We start from the raw sequence: 16,770 nt of genomic DNA, 5'->3' as shown, positions 1-16,770 counted from the left end.
GTCACAGGGTCTGTGGGGTCAACCCATGATCACCCGCCGAGGTTCCCCAGACGCCCGCGGCGTCAGGAGGATTCCGACTCAGTGCCGAGCACAGCCTTGAGTGGGACGGGTGCACCTGACTGCGCGCAGGGAGGGGGTCAGTCAGTAGGTGACGTGCAGGCGGCGGGCCGCCTCGGCGATCGACCCCGACAGCGACGGGTACACCGTGAAGGTCGAGGCCACCTGGTCGACGTTGAGCCGGTGCTGCACGGCCAGGGTCACCGGGAAGATCAGCTCGGAGGCACGCGGTGCCACAACGACACCACCCAACACCAGCCCCGAACCCCGGTGGGCGAAGAGCTTGACGAACCCGTCGGTGATGCCGAGCATCTTCGCGCGCGGGTTGCGCGCGAGCGGCAGCGTGATGACGTCGGCGCGCACCCGGCCGCTCTCGACGTCGGCGTGCGACACCCCGACGGTCGCGATCTCGGGGTCGGTGAAGATGTTGGCGCTGACGTAGTGCAACGGCAGCGGCGCCACGGCGTCACCGAGGGCGTGCGCCATCGCCGTGCGCCCCTGGGCCGCGGCGACCGACGCCAGCGGCAGCACCCCCGTGCAGTCACCGGCCGCGTAGACACCGCGCACCGAGGTCCGCGACACCTTGTCGACGACGACGTGCCCCGACGGGGACAGCTCGACCCCGACCTCCTCGAGCCCGATCCCCCGCGTCAGGGGGGTCGACCCCACTGCGAGCAGCGCGTGCGACCCCTCGACCACGCGACCGTCCTCCAGGGTCACCCGCACGCTGGCATCCGTGCGCTCCACCGCGGCCATCCGCGAGCGCGACAGCACCTCCATGCCCCGGCGACGGAACACGTCCTCGATGACCGTGGCGGCATCCGGGTCCTCGCCGGGCAGCACCCGCTCCCGCGAGGACACGAGCACGACCTGCGACCCGAGGCCGAGGTAGGCCTGTGCCAGCTCGGCACCCGTGACACCGGACCCGACGACCACGAGCCGCTCGGGCAGCGTCTCCAGGTCGTAGATCTGCTGCCAGGTGAGGATGCGCTCGCCGTCGGGGCGGGCGGTGTCCATGACGCGCGGGGTGGCGCCCGTCGCGACGAGCACGACGTCGGCAGCGAGGTCCTCGGCACCCTCGGCACCGTCGGCGCCCTCGACCCGCACCGACGTGGGCGAGGTGAGGGATGCCGTGCCGGCGACGTGGCGCACCCCGACCTCGGCCAGCCGGGTCGAGATGTCGGCGCTCTGGGCGGCGGCCAGCGCACGCACCCGCCGGTTGACCTCGAAGAGGTCGGCGACGGCATCCGACACCTCGTCGCCCTCGGAGTCCTCGAGGTTGACGCCCAGCCCGTGGGCGGTCTCGAAGTCGCTCATGTAGTCGGCGGTGGAGATGAGCGCCTTGCTCGGCACGCAGTCGGTGAGCACGGCGGCCCCGCCGATGCCGTCGCGCTCGACGATCGTGACGTCGGCCCCGAGCTGGGCCGCGACCAGGGCGGCTTCGTACCCGCCGGGACCTCCACCGAGGATGACGACCTTGCTCGACCGTGCGTTCACGGAACCCATCCAACCACTGCGGAGAACGGGCTGCGGCGAGCGGCTCCGTCCAGCGCCCGTGCCTCACATCAGGCGTAGGTGGGCAACGGCTCGTCGCGCCGTGTCATCGGGGCCGTGGGCTCGTTACACGCACTTGTACGTGAAGGACCGGATCGTCGAGTTGCCCGTCACCGTGGCGCTCTTCACAGAGCGCTTGTTCGTATAGATCGACTGCACGCCAGCAGGCCGCGGGCTCCACCAATGTGTGACGTTCGCGGAGTCAACCCAGTTGCCCGATGTCGCGCCGGGGGAATCACTGATCAACTTGACTGTCTTGTCTGGCGCGCACGCCATCGCGTACATGCGAGCCTCGTAGATTGCTGCGTGCGCCATCGCGGGCCACACGCCGATGAGGCACGCGAGCGCGGCAACGGGCGCCAAGGTACGACGAGTCATGACTTCCTCCCCAGAGTCATTGGGAGCGCCTGAACCGCGGTTTGCGGCCGCTTGCGAGCAATAGTCAAGACCTGTGGATCGGCGTGTCACGCGACTTGCTGATCACCTCCTGATTCGAGGCTCGTGTCTTCGGGTCGTTCGACGAGGATCCCTCGCTCGAAGGTGGCTCCGGCTCGCACGAGCGCGACGAGATGGGGCGCGTTGACCGCCCGCCACCGGGCCTGCGCGGCCTGGATCAGCTTGAACGCCATCGCGACCCCAGCAGCGCGCGAGCCAGGGCCCTTGGTGACCCGCTGACGCAGCCGCACGGTCGCGAACGTCGACTCGATCGGGTTCGTCGTGCGCAGGTGGACCCAGTGCTCGGCGGGGAAGTCGAAGAACGCCAGCAGCACGTCGAGGTCATCGATGATCTTCGCGGCCGCCTTGGGCCACTTGACCCCGTACTGCGCCGCGAACGCCCTCGCCGCCGCGGCGGCATGTTCACGGTCTTCGGCGTTCCAGATCTCCGCGAGGGCGGCCTTCGCGCCCGGCTGCGCCGACTTCGGGAGGCAGTTGAGGACGTTGGCGATCTTGTGGAACCAGCAGCGCTGCTCACGGGTGCCCGGGAACACCTGCCGCACCGCGGCCCAGAACCCCAACGCCCCATCGCCGACCGCGAGCACCGGTGCCCTCATCCCGCGCCGCTGGCACGAGCGCAGCAGGTCCGCCCACGACTCGGTGGACTCGCGGTGCCCGTCGTCCAGGGCGATGAGCTCCTTGGTGCCGTCAGCGCGCACCCCGATCATCACCAGCAGACACACCTTGTCCTGCTCGAGGCGGACCTTGAGGTGGATCCCGTCGACCCACACGTACACGTAGTCGACCTCAGCCAAGGAGCGTTGGTTGAACGCCCTGGCCTCGTCCTGCCAGGCCTTGGTCAACCTCGTGATCGTCGTCGGCGACAGCCCGTGGCCGGTGCCCAGGAACTGCGTCAACGCCGGCGCGAAATCCAAGCTCGACAGCCCGTGTAGGTACAACAGCGGCAACACCTCCGCCACCTGCGGGGACTTGCGCGCCCACGCCGGCAGGATCGCCGAGGAGAACCGGACCCGCTGCCCGCTGACCTCATCGACCCGCCTGTCGTTGACCCGCGGCGCCCGCACCGGCACCGCCCCAGCAGCGGTGGTCACCTCCCGCGGCTCGTGGAACCCGTTACGGACCACCAACCGCCGACCGGCCTCATCACGCTCGTGCGCGTGGGCCTCGATGTACGCGGCAACCTCGGCCTGCAACGCCACCGCGAGCAGCTGCCGGGCACCATCACGCACGACCTGGTCGAGCAACGACCCGCCACACCCGGTGCCCTTCTCGTGCGACTCGTTCTCCTCGTGGACTACCTTGAGCATGGGCGTACCTTCCCGAGCCGGCGCGCCAACGCCGACCCTGATCAGACTTGCATGGGCTTCAGATCTTGCTCGGGAGGTACGCCCTCTTCACGACACCTCGCCGAGGCCCATCCACAGGTTCTGATCATTGCTCGCCGCTTGCCCTCAAGATGCTCGACACAGTAGAGGGGCATGCACGCTGATGCAACAGCGGATCACTCAGCACCGGTGGTCGCGGTGTCCGGCGCGACATTCCTCGGTGGGCGCGGCCGAATCATCACCCGGAAGCCCGAGCCACGATCGTGACACTGCATGCAGAAACATGGGGATGCCGGACACAGCGGCTCTCGCTGTGCCCGGCATCCGCTCAGGCAGGTACTGCGGTGAACTCAGGGGTCACTGGGCCTCAGGGGGTCACTGGGGCATCAGGACGGTGTCGATGACGTGGATGACGCCGTTGCTTGCCTCGACGTCGGTCGCCGTCACGTTGACGGTGTTGCCGGCCACGTCGGTCAGCGAGACCTTGTCGCCGTCGACGTTGACGGTCAGCTCGCCGCCCTGGACGGTCGCGACCTTCTGGCCGTCGAGCTTGACGACGTCAGCGGCCATGACCTTGCCGGGCACGACGTGGTAGGTGAGGATCTGGGTCAGGTCACCCTTGGGGTCCTTCAGGAGGGTGTCGACCGTGCCGGCCGGCAGCTTCTCGAAGGCGGCGTCGGTCGGGGCGAACACCGTGAACGGGCCGGTGCCCTTGAGGGTGTCGACGAGCTCGGCAGCCGTCAGGGCGGCAGCCAGGGTCGTGAAGTCGCCGGCCGCGACCGCGGTGTCGACGATGTCGGACGCCGCCATGGTCTCGCTCGGCGACGGGGAGGGCGCCTCGGTGGTGGCGGCCGCGGAAGCGCTGGAGGCTGCGGGCTCGGCCTCGTCGCTCCCACAGGCGGCGGTGGTCAGGGCGAGGGCCAGGACGGCGGCCACGGGAAGGATGCGTCGCATCGGAGGAGTCCTTTCGGGGGGTGAAGCTCTGGGTTGGTCTGACACCCCTTCTTCCGCGGGGACCCCGGGCGTGGATGCACCTTCTTCGACAAAGTTTTGACGTAGGTGCAGATGGGCTCGGGTCGGTACGCTGCGCAGCGTGACCGACAACGCCGCCGCCCACGCCCTGTCCGACCCCGCGACCGACCCGTTCGCCGTCGCCGACGCCGCCGCCGCGGTCATCCGCGAGCGCACCGGGGTGGCATCGCACGACGTCGCCCTGGTCCTGGGCTCCGGCTGGGGCCAGACCGGTGACCTCATCGGCGAGACCCTCACGACGATCGACAACGCCGACGTCCCCGGGTTCGCCAAGGCGGCCGTCGCCGGCCACTCGGGCGTCATGCGCTCGGTCGCCATCGGCGACACGGGTCGCCGCGCGCTGGTCTACGGCACCCGCACCCACTACTACGAGGGTCACGGCGTGCGCGCGGTCGTGCACGGCATCCGCACCGCCGCCGCCGCCGGCTGCCGCACCGTCGTCATCACCAACGGGTGCGGAGGGCTGCGCGAGGAGTGGGCGCCGGGCACCCCCGTGCTCATCAGCGACCACATCAACCTCACCGCGACCTCCCCCATCGAGGGCGCGAACTTCGTCGACCTCACCGACGTGTACTCCCCCCGGCTGCGCGCCCTCGCCAAGGAGATCGACCCCGACCTCAAGGAAGGCGTCTACGTACAGTTCCGGGGGCCGCACTACGAGACCCCCGCGGAGGTGCGCATGGCCGGCATCCTCGGCGGTGACCTCGTCGGCATGTCGACCTCGCTCGAGGCGATCGCCGCCCGCCAGAGCGGGCTCGAGGTGCTCGGCATCTCGCTCGTGACCAACCCGGCTGCCGGCATCTCGAAGACGCCGCTCAACCACGAAGAGGTCCTCGAGGCCGGCCGCGAGGCCGCGCAGCGCTGTGGTCGACTCCTCGCCGCCGTCGTCGCCAAGATCTGAGGATGCCGTGAGCGCTCACCTGACCGACCTGCTCGCCGCCGCCCGCGCCTGGGCGGCCGATGACCCGGACGCCGTGACGCGCGACGAGCTCGCCGGCCTCGCCGACGCGGCTGGGGGCGGCGACGAGGGCGCGGCCGCGGAGCTGGCCGACGCCATGGCCGGGATGCTCGAGTTCGGCACGGCCGGGCTGCGCGCGAAGCTCGGTGGGGGCAACAACAGGATGAACCGGGCCGTGGTGATCCGGGCGGCCGCCGGGCTCACGGCCTACCTGAGAACGCTGAACCCCGAGCCGTTCGTCGTCGTGGGCTTCGACGCCCGCACGAACTCCGACGTCTTCGCCCGCGACACCGCGGCCGTCGTCGTCGCCGCCGGTGGGCGGGCCGCGATCCTCAACCGCACCATGCCCACCCCGGTGCTCGCCTACGCGATCCGCTGGCTCGGTGCGGATGCCGGTGTGATGGTCACCGCCTCGCACAACCCCCCGCAGGACAACGGCTACAAGGTCTACCTCGGCGACGGGTCACAGATCGTCTCGCCGGTCGACGCCCTCATCGCCGAGCAGATCGCGCAGGTCTCGTCGGTGTCGGATGTGGCCCGGGCCGACGACGGCTGGGAGACCCTTGGCGACGACGTGTGGCAGGACTACCTGCGCGACGCCGCCGCCGTGGTCGAGCACGGCGCCGCAGCGCAGCTGTCGGTCGTGCACACCGCGCTGCACGGGGTCGGCACGGAGACCGTGCTGGCCGCGTTCGAGCGGGCCGGGTTCGCGGCGCCGAACATCGTGGAGAGCCAGGCCCAACCCGACCCGGCCTTCCCGACGGTGTCCTTCCCCAACCCCGAGGAGCCGGGCGCGATCGACGTCGCCATCGAGCTCGCGGAGCAGACCGGGCCCGACGTCGTCATCGCCAACGACCCGGACGCCGACCGCTGCGCGGCCGCGGTGCCGGGGCCCGGGGGCTGGCGGATGCTGCGCGGTGACGAGGTCGGCGCCCTGCTCGGCGCGCACCTGCTCGCCAAGGGCGCCACTGCCGGGGTGCTGCCCGACTCGGCGGAGTGCGTGTTCGCCAACTCGATCGTCTCCTCGCGACTGCTCTCCGCGATGTGCCGGGCGGCCGGGGTGCGTCACGAGGAGACGCTCACCGGCTTCAAGTGGATCTCCCGGGTGCCCGGGCTGCGCTACGGCTACGAGGAGGCACTGGGCTACTGCGTCGACCCGGCACAGGTGCGCGACAAGGACGGCGTCAGCGCCGCGCTGCTCTTCGCCGAGCTGGCCGCGGGACTGAAGGCCCGGGGCCGCAGCGTCGACGACCTGCTCGACGACCTCGCCCGAGCCCACGGGGTGCACGCCACCGACGCCTTCTCGGTGCGCGTCGAGGACCTCTCGCTCATCGGCGAGATCATGGCGCGACTGCGCGCCACCCCGCTGACCTCGGTGGCCGGGGTCGACGTCGCCCGGGCCGACGACCTCGCCCAGGGTGACGGTGGCCTACCCCCGACCGAGGGACTGCGCTACTACCTGGCCGACGAGTCACGGATCATCGTGCGCCCCTCGGGCACCGAGCCCAAGCTCAAGGTCTACCTCGAGGTCATCGAGCCGGTCGGCGCCGAGGAGGAGGTCAAGACCGCCCGGACCCGCGCTGGGAGCCGGCTGGCCGGCATCCGGGCCGACCTGGAGGCCGCGACCCGCCTCTGACCCTCGTCCCCAGATCGAGAGGAGGCAACACGCAGGCCGTAAGGCGCCGTCTCCTGCGTGTTGCCTCCTCTCGACGGGCCCACTCGGGCTGAGACCCGCCGTAGACTCCGCAGGTGAGCACCGCCACCGACGTCGACCCCACCGCCCGCGCCCGCGACCTGCTCGGGGTGTCCCGGCTGACCAACCAGGCCCTCACCAGCTGGCTGCACGGCCTGCCCGGGGTTGACCAGGTCGGCTGCGAGGCCAGGGCCGCCGCGCTCGGCACCCGTTCGATCAAGACGACGAGCAAGGCGTGGGCCATCGACACCGCCATCTCGATGATCGACCTCACGACCCTCGAGGGCGCCGACACCCCGGGCAAGGTCCGCGGCCTCGCGGCCAAGGCCCTGGTGCCCGACCCCACCGACATGAGCACCCCACGGCCTGCGGCCCTGTGCGTGTACGGCGACATGGTGGCCGTCGCCAAGGACGCCCTCGGTGGTGCGCCCATCAACGTCGCAGCCGTCGCCACGGCGTTCCCGAGCGGGCGGGCGAGCATGCCGGTCAAGCTGGCCGACACCCGTGACGCCGTCGAGGCCGGCGCCGACGAGATCGACATGGTCATCGACCGCGGCGCGTTCCTCAGCGGCGACTACCTCACCGTCTTCCGCGAGATCGCCGAGGTCAAGCAGGCCTGCGGCAGCGCCCGGCTCAAGGTGATCATGGAGACCGGCGAGCTCGTGACCTATGACAACGTGCGTCGCGCCTCGTGGCTGTCGATGCTCGCCGGCGGCGACTTCATCAAGACCTCGACCGGCAAGATCTCCCCCGCCGCGACGCTGCCCGTCACCCTCGTCATGCTCCAGGCCGTGCGCGACTGGCACGACACCACCGGTGAGATGGTCGGCGTGAAGCCCGCGGGCGGCATCCGCACCAGCAAGGACGCCATCAAGTTCCTCGTCGCGGTCAGCGAGGTCGCCGGCGAGGCGTGGCTGACCAACGAGTGGTTCCGCTTCGGTGCGTCGAGCCTGCTCAACGACCTCATCCTCCAGCGCCAGCGGATGCACACCGGCGCCTACTCGGGGGGCGACTACGTCGCCGACGACTCCCCCAGCCTGTACTGACCCCCTCGACGCGCCCAAAGGACCGAAACCCATGTCTCCCTTCGAGTACGCACCGGCACCCGAGTCGGCCGCCGTCGTCGACATCGCGAGCAGCTACGGCCTGTTCATCGGCGGTCAGTTCGTGCCCGCCACCGGCGGCACCCCGTTCAAGACCGTCAACCCGGCCACCGAGGAGGTGCTCGCGGAGGTCTCCGAGGCGAGCACCGACGACGTGGATGCCGCGGTGGCGGCCGCGCGCACGGCATACACCCGCGTCTGGTCGCGGATGAGTGGTGCCGACCGCGGCAAGTACCTGTTCCGCATCGCGAGGATCCTGCAGGAGCGGGCTCGGGAGTTCGCCGTGCTCGAGACCCTCGACAACGGCAAGCCGATCAAGGAGTCGCGCGACGTCGACCTGCCGCTGGCGGCGGCGCACTTCTTCTACCACGCGGGCTGGGCCGACAAGCTCGACCACGCCTCGCTCGGCCCGAACCCGCGCCCGGTCGGGGTCGTCGGCCAGATCGTGCCGTGGAACTTCCCCATGCTGATGCTCGCGTGGAAGGTCGCCCCGGCCCTGGCCTGCGGCAACACCGTCGTGCTCAAGCCGGCCGAGACAACGCCGCTGACGGCGCTGCTCTTCGCCGAGGTCTGCCAGCAGGCCGACCTGCCGCCCGGTGTCGTCAACATCGTCACCGGTGCGGGCGCGACCGGTCAGGCGATCGTCGACCACCCCGGCATCGACAAGCTCGCCTTCACCGGGTCGACGGCCGTGGGCAAGATGATCGCCCGCTCGATCGCCGGCACCCGCAAGCGCGCCACCCTCGAGCTCGGCGGCAAGGCGGCGAACATCATCTTCGACGACGCCCCCATCGACCAGGCGGTCGAGGGCATCGTCAACGGCATCTTCTTCAACCAGGGCCACGTGTGCTGCGCCGGAAGCCGAATTCTGGTGCAGGAGAACATCGCCGAGGACCTCGACCGGCGGCTCAAGCGCCGCCTCGCGACCCTGCGCGTCGGGGACCCGATGGACAAGAACACCGACGTCGGCGCCATCAACAGCCGCAAGCAGCTCGACCGCATCGAGGAGATGGTCGCGATCGGTGAGGCCGAGGGCGCGCAGCGCTGGGACTCCGGCTGCGAGCTGCCGACCAACGGCTTCTGGTTCCGCCCGACCGTGTTCAGCGGGGTCAGCCAGACGCACCGCATCGCCCAGGAGGAGATCTTCGGGCCGGTCGTCTCGGTGCTCACCTTCCGCACGCCCGCCGAGGCCGTCGCCAAGGCGAACAACACCCCCTACGGGCTCTCTGCCGGGGTGTGGACCGAGAAGGGCAGCCGCATCCTGTGGATGGCCGACCAGCTGCGCGCCGGCGTGGTGTGGGCCAACACGTTCAACAAGTTCGACCCGACGTCGCCGTTCGGCGGCTACAAGGAGTCGGGCTACGGCCGCGAGGGTGGCCGCCACGGGCTCGAGGCCTACGTCACGACGGCCGGCCCCCTCGAACGGGCCAGCGAAGCGGCCCGATCGAAGGGAGCGAGCAAGTGAGCGCGCGGGTGGATGTTCGCAAGACGTACAAGCTCTACATCGGCGGGAAGTTCCCCCGCAGCGAGAGCGGGCGGTCCTACGAGGTGTACTCCACGGCATCCGGCTCGGGTCGCGGGGCGGCGGGGCGTGAACCCAGGTTCCTCGCCAACGCCGCCATGGGTTCGCGCAAGGACGCCCGGGATGCCGTCGTCGCGGCTCGCAAGGCGCAGCCGGGCTGGGTGGGGGCCACGGCATACAACCGCGGCCAGGTGCTCTACCGGGTGGCCGAGGTCATGGAGTCCCGACGGGCGCAGCTCGTGCAGGACGTGCGTGACAGCGAGGGACTGTCCCCCGCCGCGGCCGAGGCCACCGTCAGCGCGGCCATCGACCGGTGGGTCTGGTACGCCGGGTGGGCCGACAAGTTCACCCAGGTGCTCGGCGGGCTCAACCCCGTCGCAGGTCCGTACTTCGACATCTCGGCCCCTGAGGCGACCGGTGTGGTGGCCGTGCTGGCGCCGCAGGGTTCGAGCCTGCTCGGGCTGGTGTCGGTGGTGGCGCCGGTCATCGTGTCGGGCAACACCGCCGTCGCGCTGACCAGTGAGTCGCGGCCACTTCCGGCCATCACGTTGGCCGAGTGCCTGGCGACCTCCGACGTGCCGGGTGGGGTGGTCAACCTCATCACCGGGCGCACCGGGGAGATGGCCCCGTGGCTGGCCTCGCACCGCGACGTCAACGCCATCGACCTCACCGGTGCTGCTGGTGCCGAGGGCGTGGAGTGGGGCGCCCTCGAGGCTGCGGCCGCCGAGAACCTCAAGCGGGTGCTGCGCCCGGGCGGCAGCGGGGCGCAAGCGGTGGAGCCCGACTTCTCGGCCACCCCCGACCTGTCCCGCCTGACCGCGTTCCTGGAGACCAAGACGGTCTGGCACCCCAAGGGCCGCTGACCTCGAGCGGGGGATGGTCCTAGACTGACCACCCGTGGCCCACGATCCGACGACCTCCTCTGCCTCCGGATCCTCGGGCTCACCGTCCCGCCAGCGCGTGGTCGTGCTCGCCGGGCCGAGCGGATCGGGCAAGTCGCGCCTGGCGTCGCGCCTGAACAGCACCCACGGGTGGCCGATCTTCCGGCTCGACGACTTCTACCGCGACCTCGACGACCCGGCCCTGCCCCGCAGTGAGGAGCTCGGCATCGTCGACTGGGACCACCCTGACAGCTGGGATGCCGACCGCGCCCTCGCAGCGCTCCTCGAGCTCGTCGACACCGGCCGCACCGACACCCCCGACTACGACATCTCCACCAGCCGCGCCGTGGGCCAGCGCGAGCTCACGGCCGCCCCGGACGACCTCGTCCTCGCCGAGGGCATCTTCGCCGCCGAGGTCGTCGCGCGGCTGGAGTCGGTCGGCATCCTGCACAGCGCGTGGTGCGTGCACCACCGGCCGTCGGTGACCTTCGTGCGACGCCTGGCTCGCGACCTCAAGGAGCGTCGCAAGCCCCCGATCACGCTCGTGCGCCGTGGCCTGGCCCTCATGCGGGCCGAACCCGAGATCGTGCGCCGCCAGACCGACCTCGGCGCCCTGCCCGCCCGCGCCACCGAGGTCGAGCGCCAGTTGAGAAGGGACGTCAGCGGCGTCGTCTAGGGTGATCCGATGGGTGACGGAGGGGACGCACGATGACGGAGAATCCATGGGTGGCACCGGGCTCGACGCCGCCTCCGGAGCCGACGCGCCCTGACCCCACGGCACCGCCGTCGTACCCGACTCCCCCTCCCGGGTACGCCCCCCCACCACCGGGGTATGCCGCACCACCGCCCGGGTACGCCTCCCCATCATCGGGGTATGCCGCACCACCGCCGGCCTATGCGGGCCTGGAGTTCCGGCCCGGGATCATCCCGTTGCGCCCTCTGGGCCTCGGCGACGTCTACGGCGCCGTGACCAAGGCCGTTCGCGGCAACGTCGCGGCGACGATGGGCCTGGCCCTGCTGACCGCCCTCGTCTGCCTCATCCCCTTCACGGCGCTCGGCGCGTGGGTGGCCAACCAGGAGACGGTCGGCTTCGACAGTGACGAGGCCGGGGTCTACGGCCTCATCGGCACCTACCTGCCCAACGTCGGGTCGGTCCTCGCCTCGATCGCCCTCACCGGGTTCCTCGCCTACGTCATCGGTCAGGCGGTCCTGGGGCGCAAGGTCGGGATGGGTGAGACCTGGGACGGCACGAAGCGGCGCCTCCCGGCGCTCGCGGGTGCAGTGCTCCTCACCTTCGTCGGTGCCCTCGTCGTCGTCGCCGCGATCCTCGGTGCCCCCATCGCGCTCATCGTGAGCCAGGGCTTTACGCCGCTCACCGGCATCCTGCTGTTCGTCGCGGGCCTGCTGCTGGTCGTCGCCTACCTCTTCCTCTGGACGCGCACGGCCTTCGTCACCTCGGTCATCGTCCTCGAAGGTCGTGGTGCCCTCAATGCGTTCGCACGGTCGTGGCGTCTGACGTCCGGCACGCCGTTCTGGCGGATCCTCGGGATCCGCCTCCTCACGAGCTTCCTCGTCGGTATGGCGGCGCAGATCGTGCTCATCCCGATCACGCTCGTCGGGGTGCTCGCGATCTTCGCTCTCGGCGGGGAGTCCCAGGCCTTCATGTGGCAGGCGATCCTGACCGGTTTCGCGAGCATCATCGGCGCAGTCCTCACCACGCCGTTCTCGGCAGGTGTCGACGCATTGCTGACGATCGACCAGCGCATCCGCCGGGAAGGGCTGGACGTCCAGCTCATCCACACCGCCCAGCACGGTGGGCCGCCCCCGTGGCCCAGCGCCGTCCAGGACCGCTGAGCCCGTGCGCCTCGATCCACCGCTCGACCCCACGTCCCCCGAGGCGCGGACCTGGCTCGAGAACGAGCTGAGCAAGGGCATCTACCGCGACGACCGCAGCCTGCTGGAACGCCTGCAGAACTGGCTCATGGAGCTGTTGTCCAGCACCGGGTCAGGCAGCCTGCCCGCGTGGTTGATCGCCGTGGCGATCGGCATCGCCCTGGCCGTGCTCGCCCTCGTGGTGGCGCGTTCGGTGCGGGCCGAGCGTCGCATGACGGTCGACCGACCCCACGGCGTCCTCGACGGCCCGACGCGCACGGCCACCGAACACCGGGCCGAGGCTGCCCGGGCGCTGGCAGCGGGCGATCACGCCACGGCAGTCGTCGAGTCCTACCGCGCCATTGCCCGCTCGGCCGTCGAGCGCACCCTGCTCGACGACCTGCCCGGCCGCACCGCCCACGAGGTGGCGATCGCGCTGGCACCCGCCTTCCCGGCATCCGCCGATCGCCTGCGCGATGCTGCCGACACCTTCGACGCCGTGCTCTACGGGCGCCGGGCCGCCGCTCCCGAGGCCGCTCGCGACCTGGTCGCCCTCGACACCACGCTGGCCACCACCCGGCCCGTGCTCCCCGAGGTGCCCTCGCAGGCCGGGGCCGGCCGATGACCGCCGGCGCCCCCACCACCCAGTCCGCGCCCGCCGACGTCCTCTCGGCTGGCGACGCCGGTGGGATGCCGCGTGCAGCGGCGCCGCGCGCACGGCGACGTCGTCGAATGGGCGCCTACGCCCTCGCCGTGACGCTCGGTCTGACCCTCATCGCCCTCCTGGCCCTCACGGCCCAGCGGCCGGGAGAGCCGCTGGACCCGCAGAGCCCACGCCCGAACGGGGCACGAGCGCTCGTCGAGGTGCTGCGCGAGCAGGGCGTCGACGTCGAGGTCGTCCGCTCGGTCGCAGACCTCGAGGCGCTCAGCCCCGACGCCGACACCACGGTGGTGATGAGCAACCCCGCCAACCTCGGTCCGGGAGCCACCGCAGGTCTGCGCGAGGCGACGACCACGGCCGGTCGGCTCGTCCTGCTCGGGGTGGACAACGACCACCTCGACGAGCTCGGGCTGCCCGTGCGAGCGTTCGGCGGTTCTGCCGGCGACCTCGTGGCGCGCTGCTCCTCGAGCATCGCCCGTGACAGTGACGTCGTCTCGGTCACCGAGAGCCGCTACCTCGTCGAGGACGGAGCGAGCGGGGTGCGGACCTGCTTCGCCCTGCCCGACCCCGAGAGCCTGACCGGCGAGCCCGCCCCCGGTGGTGTCCACGGCTCCGGCATGGTCGAGCTGGGGGGCACCGCGACAGCACCGGACGTCGTCCTGATCGGGTTCGGGTCCTCGTGGAGCAACGAGTACATCGCCGAGAACAGCAATGCCGGCACCGCGGTGCGCGCGCTCGGCTCGTCCCCGCGCCTGGTCTGGTACCACCCCGGAGCCCAGGATCTCGCGCTCGCTGGCGGCGAGCGGCCGGAGGATGTGTGGCCGGCGTGGACCGGGTCTGCCCTCGCCATCGTCTCGGTCGCGATTCTCGCCCTCGCTCTGGTGCGCGGACGCCGCCTCGGGCGGCTCGTGCGCGAACCACTGCCCGTCGTCGTGCGGGCCATCGAGACGACCGAGAGCCGCGGACGGTTGTACCGCCGAGCCGGTGACCCCGGCCGGGCCGCCGCCGTGCTGCGGGCCGCCACGGCTGAACGCCTCGGCCGTCGGCTCGCCGTCTCCCCCGGCGCCGGCCCGGCGGGCCTCGTTCCTGCCGTGGCCGTCGCGACCGGTCGCCCGACCGACGAAGTCGCTGGCATCCTGTTCGGGCCTGCGCCCCAGGACGACGCGGCCCTGATCCACCTCGCCCAGCAGCTCACCGACCTCGAGGAGAGGGCCCACCACCCATGACCGACTCACCACACGCCGACGCCTGGCGCCCGTCAGGCTCCGAGAACCCTGCGAGCGCCACGAACCCGGTGAGCGCCGAGGGCGCCCGCGCGGCCCTGCTCGCCGTGCGCGCCGAGGTCGCCAAGGCCGTCGTCGGGCAGGATGCCGCGGTCGCCGGGCTGCTCGTCGCCCTGCTGTGTCGCGGCCACATCCTGCTCGAAGGGGTGCCTGGTGTCGCCAAGACGCTGCTGGTGCGCGCCCTCGCCGCCTCGCTCGACATCGAGACGCGGCGGGTGCAGTTCACCCCTGACCTCATGCCCGGTGACCTCACCGGTTCGCTGGTCTTCGACGCCCGCGAGAGCGACTTCACCTTCCGCCCGGGGCCGGTCTTCACCAACCTCATGCTCGCCGACGAGATCAACCGCACTCCCCCGAAGACGCAGTCGGCGATGCTCGAGGCGATGGAGGAGCGCCAGGTCAGCGTCGACGGCCACCCCCACCCGCTGCCGAACCCGTTCATGGTGGCCGCGACCCAGAACCCCGTCGAGTACGAGGGCACCTACCCGCTCCCCGAGGCGCAGCTCGACCGCTTCCTGCTCAAGGTCGTGCTGCCCCTGCCCGGCCGCGACGACGAGGTGCAGGTGCTGCGGCGCCACGCGAACGGGTTCGACCCACGCGACCTGGCCGCGGCCGGCATCCGCCCGGTCGCCAGCGTCGCCGACCTCGATGCCGGTGTCGCAGCGGTGCGCGCGGTCTCCATCTCCGACGAGGTGGCTGCCTACATCGTCGACATCGCCCGGGCGACGCGGGTCTCGCCGTCGCTGGCCCTGGGCGTGTCCCCCCGTGGTGCCACGGCGCTCATGGCGACGAGCCGGGCGTGGGCCTGGCTGGCCGGGCGCACGTTCGTCACCCCCGACGACGTCAAGGCCCTCGCGCACGCGACGCTGGCGCACCGGCTGTCGCTGCGCCCCGAGGCCGAGCTCGAGGGCGTCGGCGTCAGTGCGGTGCTCGACAGTGCCCTCGGTTCGGTGCCCGTCCCCCGCTGATGGCGATCACCTGGCGCTCGGTCGTGCTGGTCCTGCTGGGGCTGGCACCGGTCGCCGTCTGGCCGAGCGGCGCGACGGTGCGCTGGTGGCTGCTCGCCGTCGCCCTGCTCATCGCGCTCGACGTGCTGCTGGCGAGCCGTCCGGGGGTGCTCGACATCGTGCGCAGCGCGCCGACCCAGGTTCGACTCGGCGAACGGACGACCAGCACCCTGTGGATCACCAACACCTCCGGCCGCGGGGTTCGTGGTCAGCTGCGGGACGCGTGGCCTCCGTCGGCAGGGGCGGTGGATGCCGTGCACGACCTCGCGGTGCCGCCTCACGAACGGGTTCGGTTGACCACCATGTTCGCCCCGACCCGGCGCGGTGATCGCAACGCCGACCGGGTGACGGTTCGGCTGCGCGGCCCGCTCGGGCTGGCGGCCCGGCAGCGCTCGTTCCCCGTGCCCGGCTCGTTCCGAGCCCTGCATGCCTTCCCGTCGCGGCGCCACCTCCCGAGCCGGTTGGCGGTCCTTCGCCAGCTGGACGGCCGGGCGGCGGTGCGGACCCGCGGCCAGGGCACCGAGTTCGACAGCCTGCGCGAGTACGTGGAGGGCGACGACGTGCGCTCGATCGACTGGCGGGCCACGGCTCGGCGCCAGCACCTCGTCGTGCGCACCTGGCAACCCGAGCAGCACCGGCGGGTCATCATCGTGCTCGATACCTCACGCACGAGCGCCGGGCGCATCGGTGACGCACCCCGCCTGGATGCCGCGATGGATGCCACGCTGCTGCTCACTGCGCTGGCCGGTCACGCTCGCGACCGGGTGCAGGTGCTGGCCGGTGACCGGGTCGTCCACGCCCGGATCAGCGGCACCGACCGCGCCCGGTTGCTGCACGACACGATCAGCACCCTCGCCCCGGTCGAATCCCGGCTGGTCGAGGCCGACTGGCGAGCCCTGGCCACCGAGGTGGTGCGACTGGGCACCCACCGGGCGCTCGTCGTGCTCATCACGTCGCTGGAGTCCGCGGCCATCGAGGAAGGACTGCTCCCCGTGCTGCCCGCCCTTGCGGCCCACCACCGGGTGGTCGTCGCCTCGGTGAGCGACCCGGCGCTCGTGGGGATGGCAGCCGCACGCTCCACGACGTCCGAGGTCTATGACGCAGCCGCCGCGGAACGCACGGTGGCGCTGCGCCGCCGCACGGCATCCGCGCTGGAGCAGTTGGGGGTCGATGTCATCGACGTCGGGCCCGACGAGCTGCCGGTGCGGCTGGCCGACCACTACCTCATGCTCAAGCGCCAGGGCCTGCTCTGACGATCTGCATCCAGCACTTCGGACCACCTGGGCACCCCCGCACCCCCCGTCGAGAGTAGGCGAATCGCCGCGAAGGCGCAGGTACGAACGGCGATTCGCCTACTCTCGACGGG

The 16,770-nt window shown here is 71.6% G+C and carries 15 protein-coding genes; 11 read left to right on the top strand and 4 right to left on the bottom strand.

The features are described 5' to 3' along the window. Positions 1-141: 141 nt before the first annotated feature. The 4 genes from C8E84_RS16150 to C8E84_RS16135 all read right to left on the bottom strand — a co-directional run bounded on the left by C8E84_RS16150 (position 142) and on the right by C8E84_RS16135 (position 4,346). Complete coding sequence (locus C8E84_RS16150) at positions 142-1,563, bottom strand: NAD(P)H-quinone dehydrogenase (RefSeq protein WP_159903754.1); 1,422 nt, start codon at positions 1,561-1,563, stop codon at positions 142-144. Between the two features lie 114 nt (positions 1,564-1,677). After that, positions 1,678-1,989, bottom strand: a complete 312-nt coding sequence (locus tag C8E84_RS16145; protein WP_159903752.1) for a hypothetical protein — start codon at positions 1,987-1,989, stop codon at positions 1,678-1,680. Positions 1,990-2,075: 86 nt separating this feature from the next. Beyond that, entirely contained in the window at positions 2,076-3,374 is a 1,299-nt protein-coding gene (locus tag C8E84_RS16140; RefSeq protein ID WP_159901161.1) for an IS256 family transposase, read from the bottom strand. A gap of 393 nt (positions 3,375-3,767) precedes the next feature. Next, positions 3,768-4,346, bottom strand: a complete 579-nt coding sequence (locus C8E84_RS16135) for a fasciclin domain-containing protein (RefSeq protein WP_159903750.1) — start codon at positions 4,344-4,346, stop codon at positions 3,768-3,770. A gap of 139 nt (positions 4,347-4,485) precedes the next feature. Between C8E84_RS16135 and C8E84_RS16130 the strand changes: the two genes are divergently transcribed. The 11 genes from C8E84_RS16130 (at position 4,486) to C8E84_RS16080 (ending at position 16,657) form a co-directional block, all read left to right on the top strand. After that, positions 4,486-5,325 (top strand): purine-nucleoside phosphorylase, encoded by an 840-nt coding sequence (locus tag C8E84_RS16130; RefSeq protein ID WP_246196989.1) that lies wholly within the window; start codon positions 4,486-4,488, stop codon positions 5,323-5,325. Between the two features lie 7 nt (positions 5,326-5,332). Beyond that, the gene (locus C8E84_RS16125; protein WP_211675634.1) at positions 5,333-7,018 is read left to right on the top strand and encodes a phospho-sugar mutase; all 1,686 of its coding nucleotides are present in this window, start codon (positions 5,333-5,335) and stop codon (positions 7,016-7,018) included. Positions 7,019-7,131: 113 nt separating this feature from the next. Continuing rightward, the gene (gene deoC, locus C8E84_RS16120) at positions 7,132-8,121 is read left to right on the top strand and encodes a deoxyribose-phosphate aldolase (protein ID WP_159903748.1); all 990 of its coding nucleotides are present in this window, start codon (positions 7,132-7,134) and stop codon (positions 8,119-8,121) included. A 31-nt stretch (positions 8,122-8,152) separates the two neighbouring features. Continuing rightward, entirely contained in the window at positions 8,153-9,643 is a 1,491-nt protein-coding gene (locus C8E84_RS16115; protein ID WP_159903746.1) for an aldehyde dehydrogenase family protein, read from the top strand. Further along, positions 9,640-10,563, top strand: a complete 924-nt coding sequence (locus tag C8E84_RS16110) for an aldehyde dehydrogenase family protein (protein ID WP_159903744.1) — start codon at positions 9,640-9,642, stop codon at positions 10,561-10,563. The genes C8E84_RS16115 and C8E84_RS16110 overlap by 4 nt, the downstream gene beginning before the upstream one ends. Before the next feature lie 34 nt (positions 10,564-10,597). Next, positions 10,598-11,257, top strand: a complete 660-nt coding sequence (locus tag C8E84_RS16105; RefSeq protein ID WP_246196988.1) for a uridine kinase family protein — start codon at positions 10,598-10,600, stop codon at positions 11,255-11,257. 32 nt (positions 11,258-11,289) lie between these two features. Beyond that, a complete protein-coding gene (locus tag C8E84_RS16100; protein WP_159903742.1) occupies positions 11,290-12,435 on the top strand; it encodes a DUF7847 domain-containing protein in 1,146 nt (381 codons plus the stop codon). A 4-nt stretch (positions 12,436-12,439) separates the two neighbouring features. Beyond that, complete coding sequence (locus C8E84_RS16095; RefSeq protein ID WP_159903740.1) at positions 12,440-13,078, top strand: DUF4129 domain-containing protein; 639 nt, start codon at positions 12,440-12,442, stop codon at positions 13,076-13,078. Further along, on the top strand, positions 13,075-14,340 hold the full coding sequence (locus C8E84_RS16090; RefSeq protein WP_159903738.1) for a DUF4350 domain-containing protein: 1,266 nt from the start codon (positions 13,075-13,077) through the stop codon (positions 14,338-14,340). The genes C8E84_RS16095 and C8E84_RS16090 overlap by 4 nt, the downstream gene beginning before the upstream one ends. Continuing rightward, on the top strand, positions 14,337-15,365 hold the full coding sequence (locus tag C8E84_RS16085; RefSeq protein ID WP_159903736.1) for an AAA family ATPase: 1,029 nt from the start codon (positions 14,337-14,339) through the stop codon (positions 15,363-15,365). Before C8E84_RS16090 ends, C8E84_RS16085 begins: the two co-directional genes overlap by 4 nt. Continuing rightward, complete coding sequence (locus C8E84_RS16080; RefSeq protein ID WP_159903734.1) at positions 15,365-16,657, top strand: DUF58 domain-containing protein; 1,293 nt, start codon at positions 15,365-15,367, stop codon at positions 16,655-16,657. The genes C8E84_RS16085 and C8E84_RS16080 overlap by 1 nt, the downstream gene beginning before the upstream one ends. Positions 16,658-16,770: the final 113 nt, after the last annotated feature.

The sequence above is a fragment of the Ornithinibacter aureus genome (assembly GCF_009858245.1).
Classification (GTDB): Bacteria; Actinomycetota; Actinomycetes; order Actinomycetales; family Dermatophilaceae; genus Fodinibacter; species Fodinibacter aureus.
Note: the sequence above shows the minus strand (reverse complement) of the source record. Positions and strands in the feature narration are given on the sequence as shown.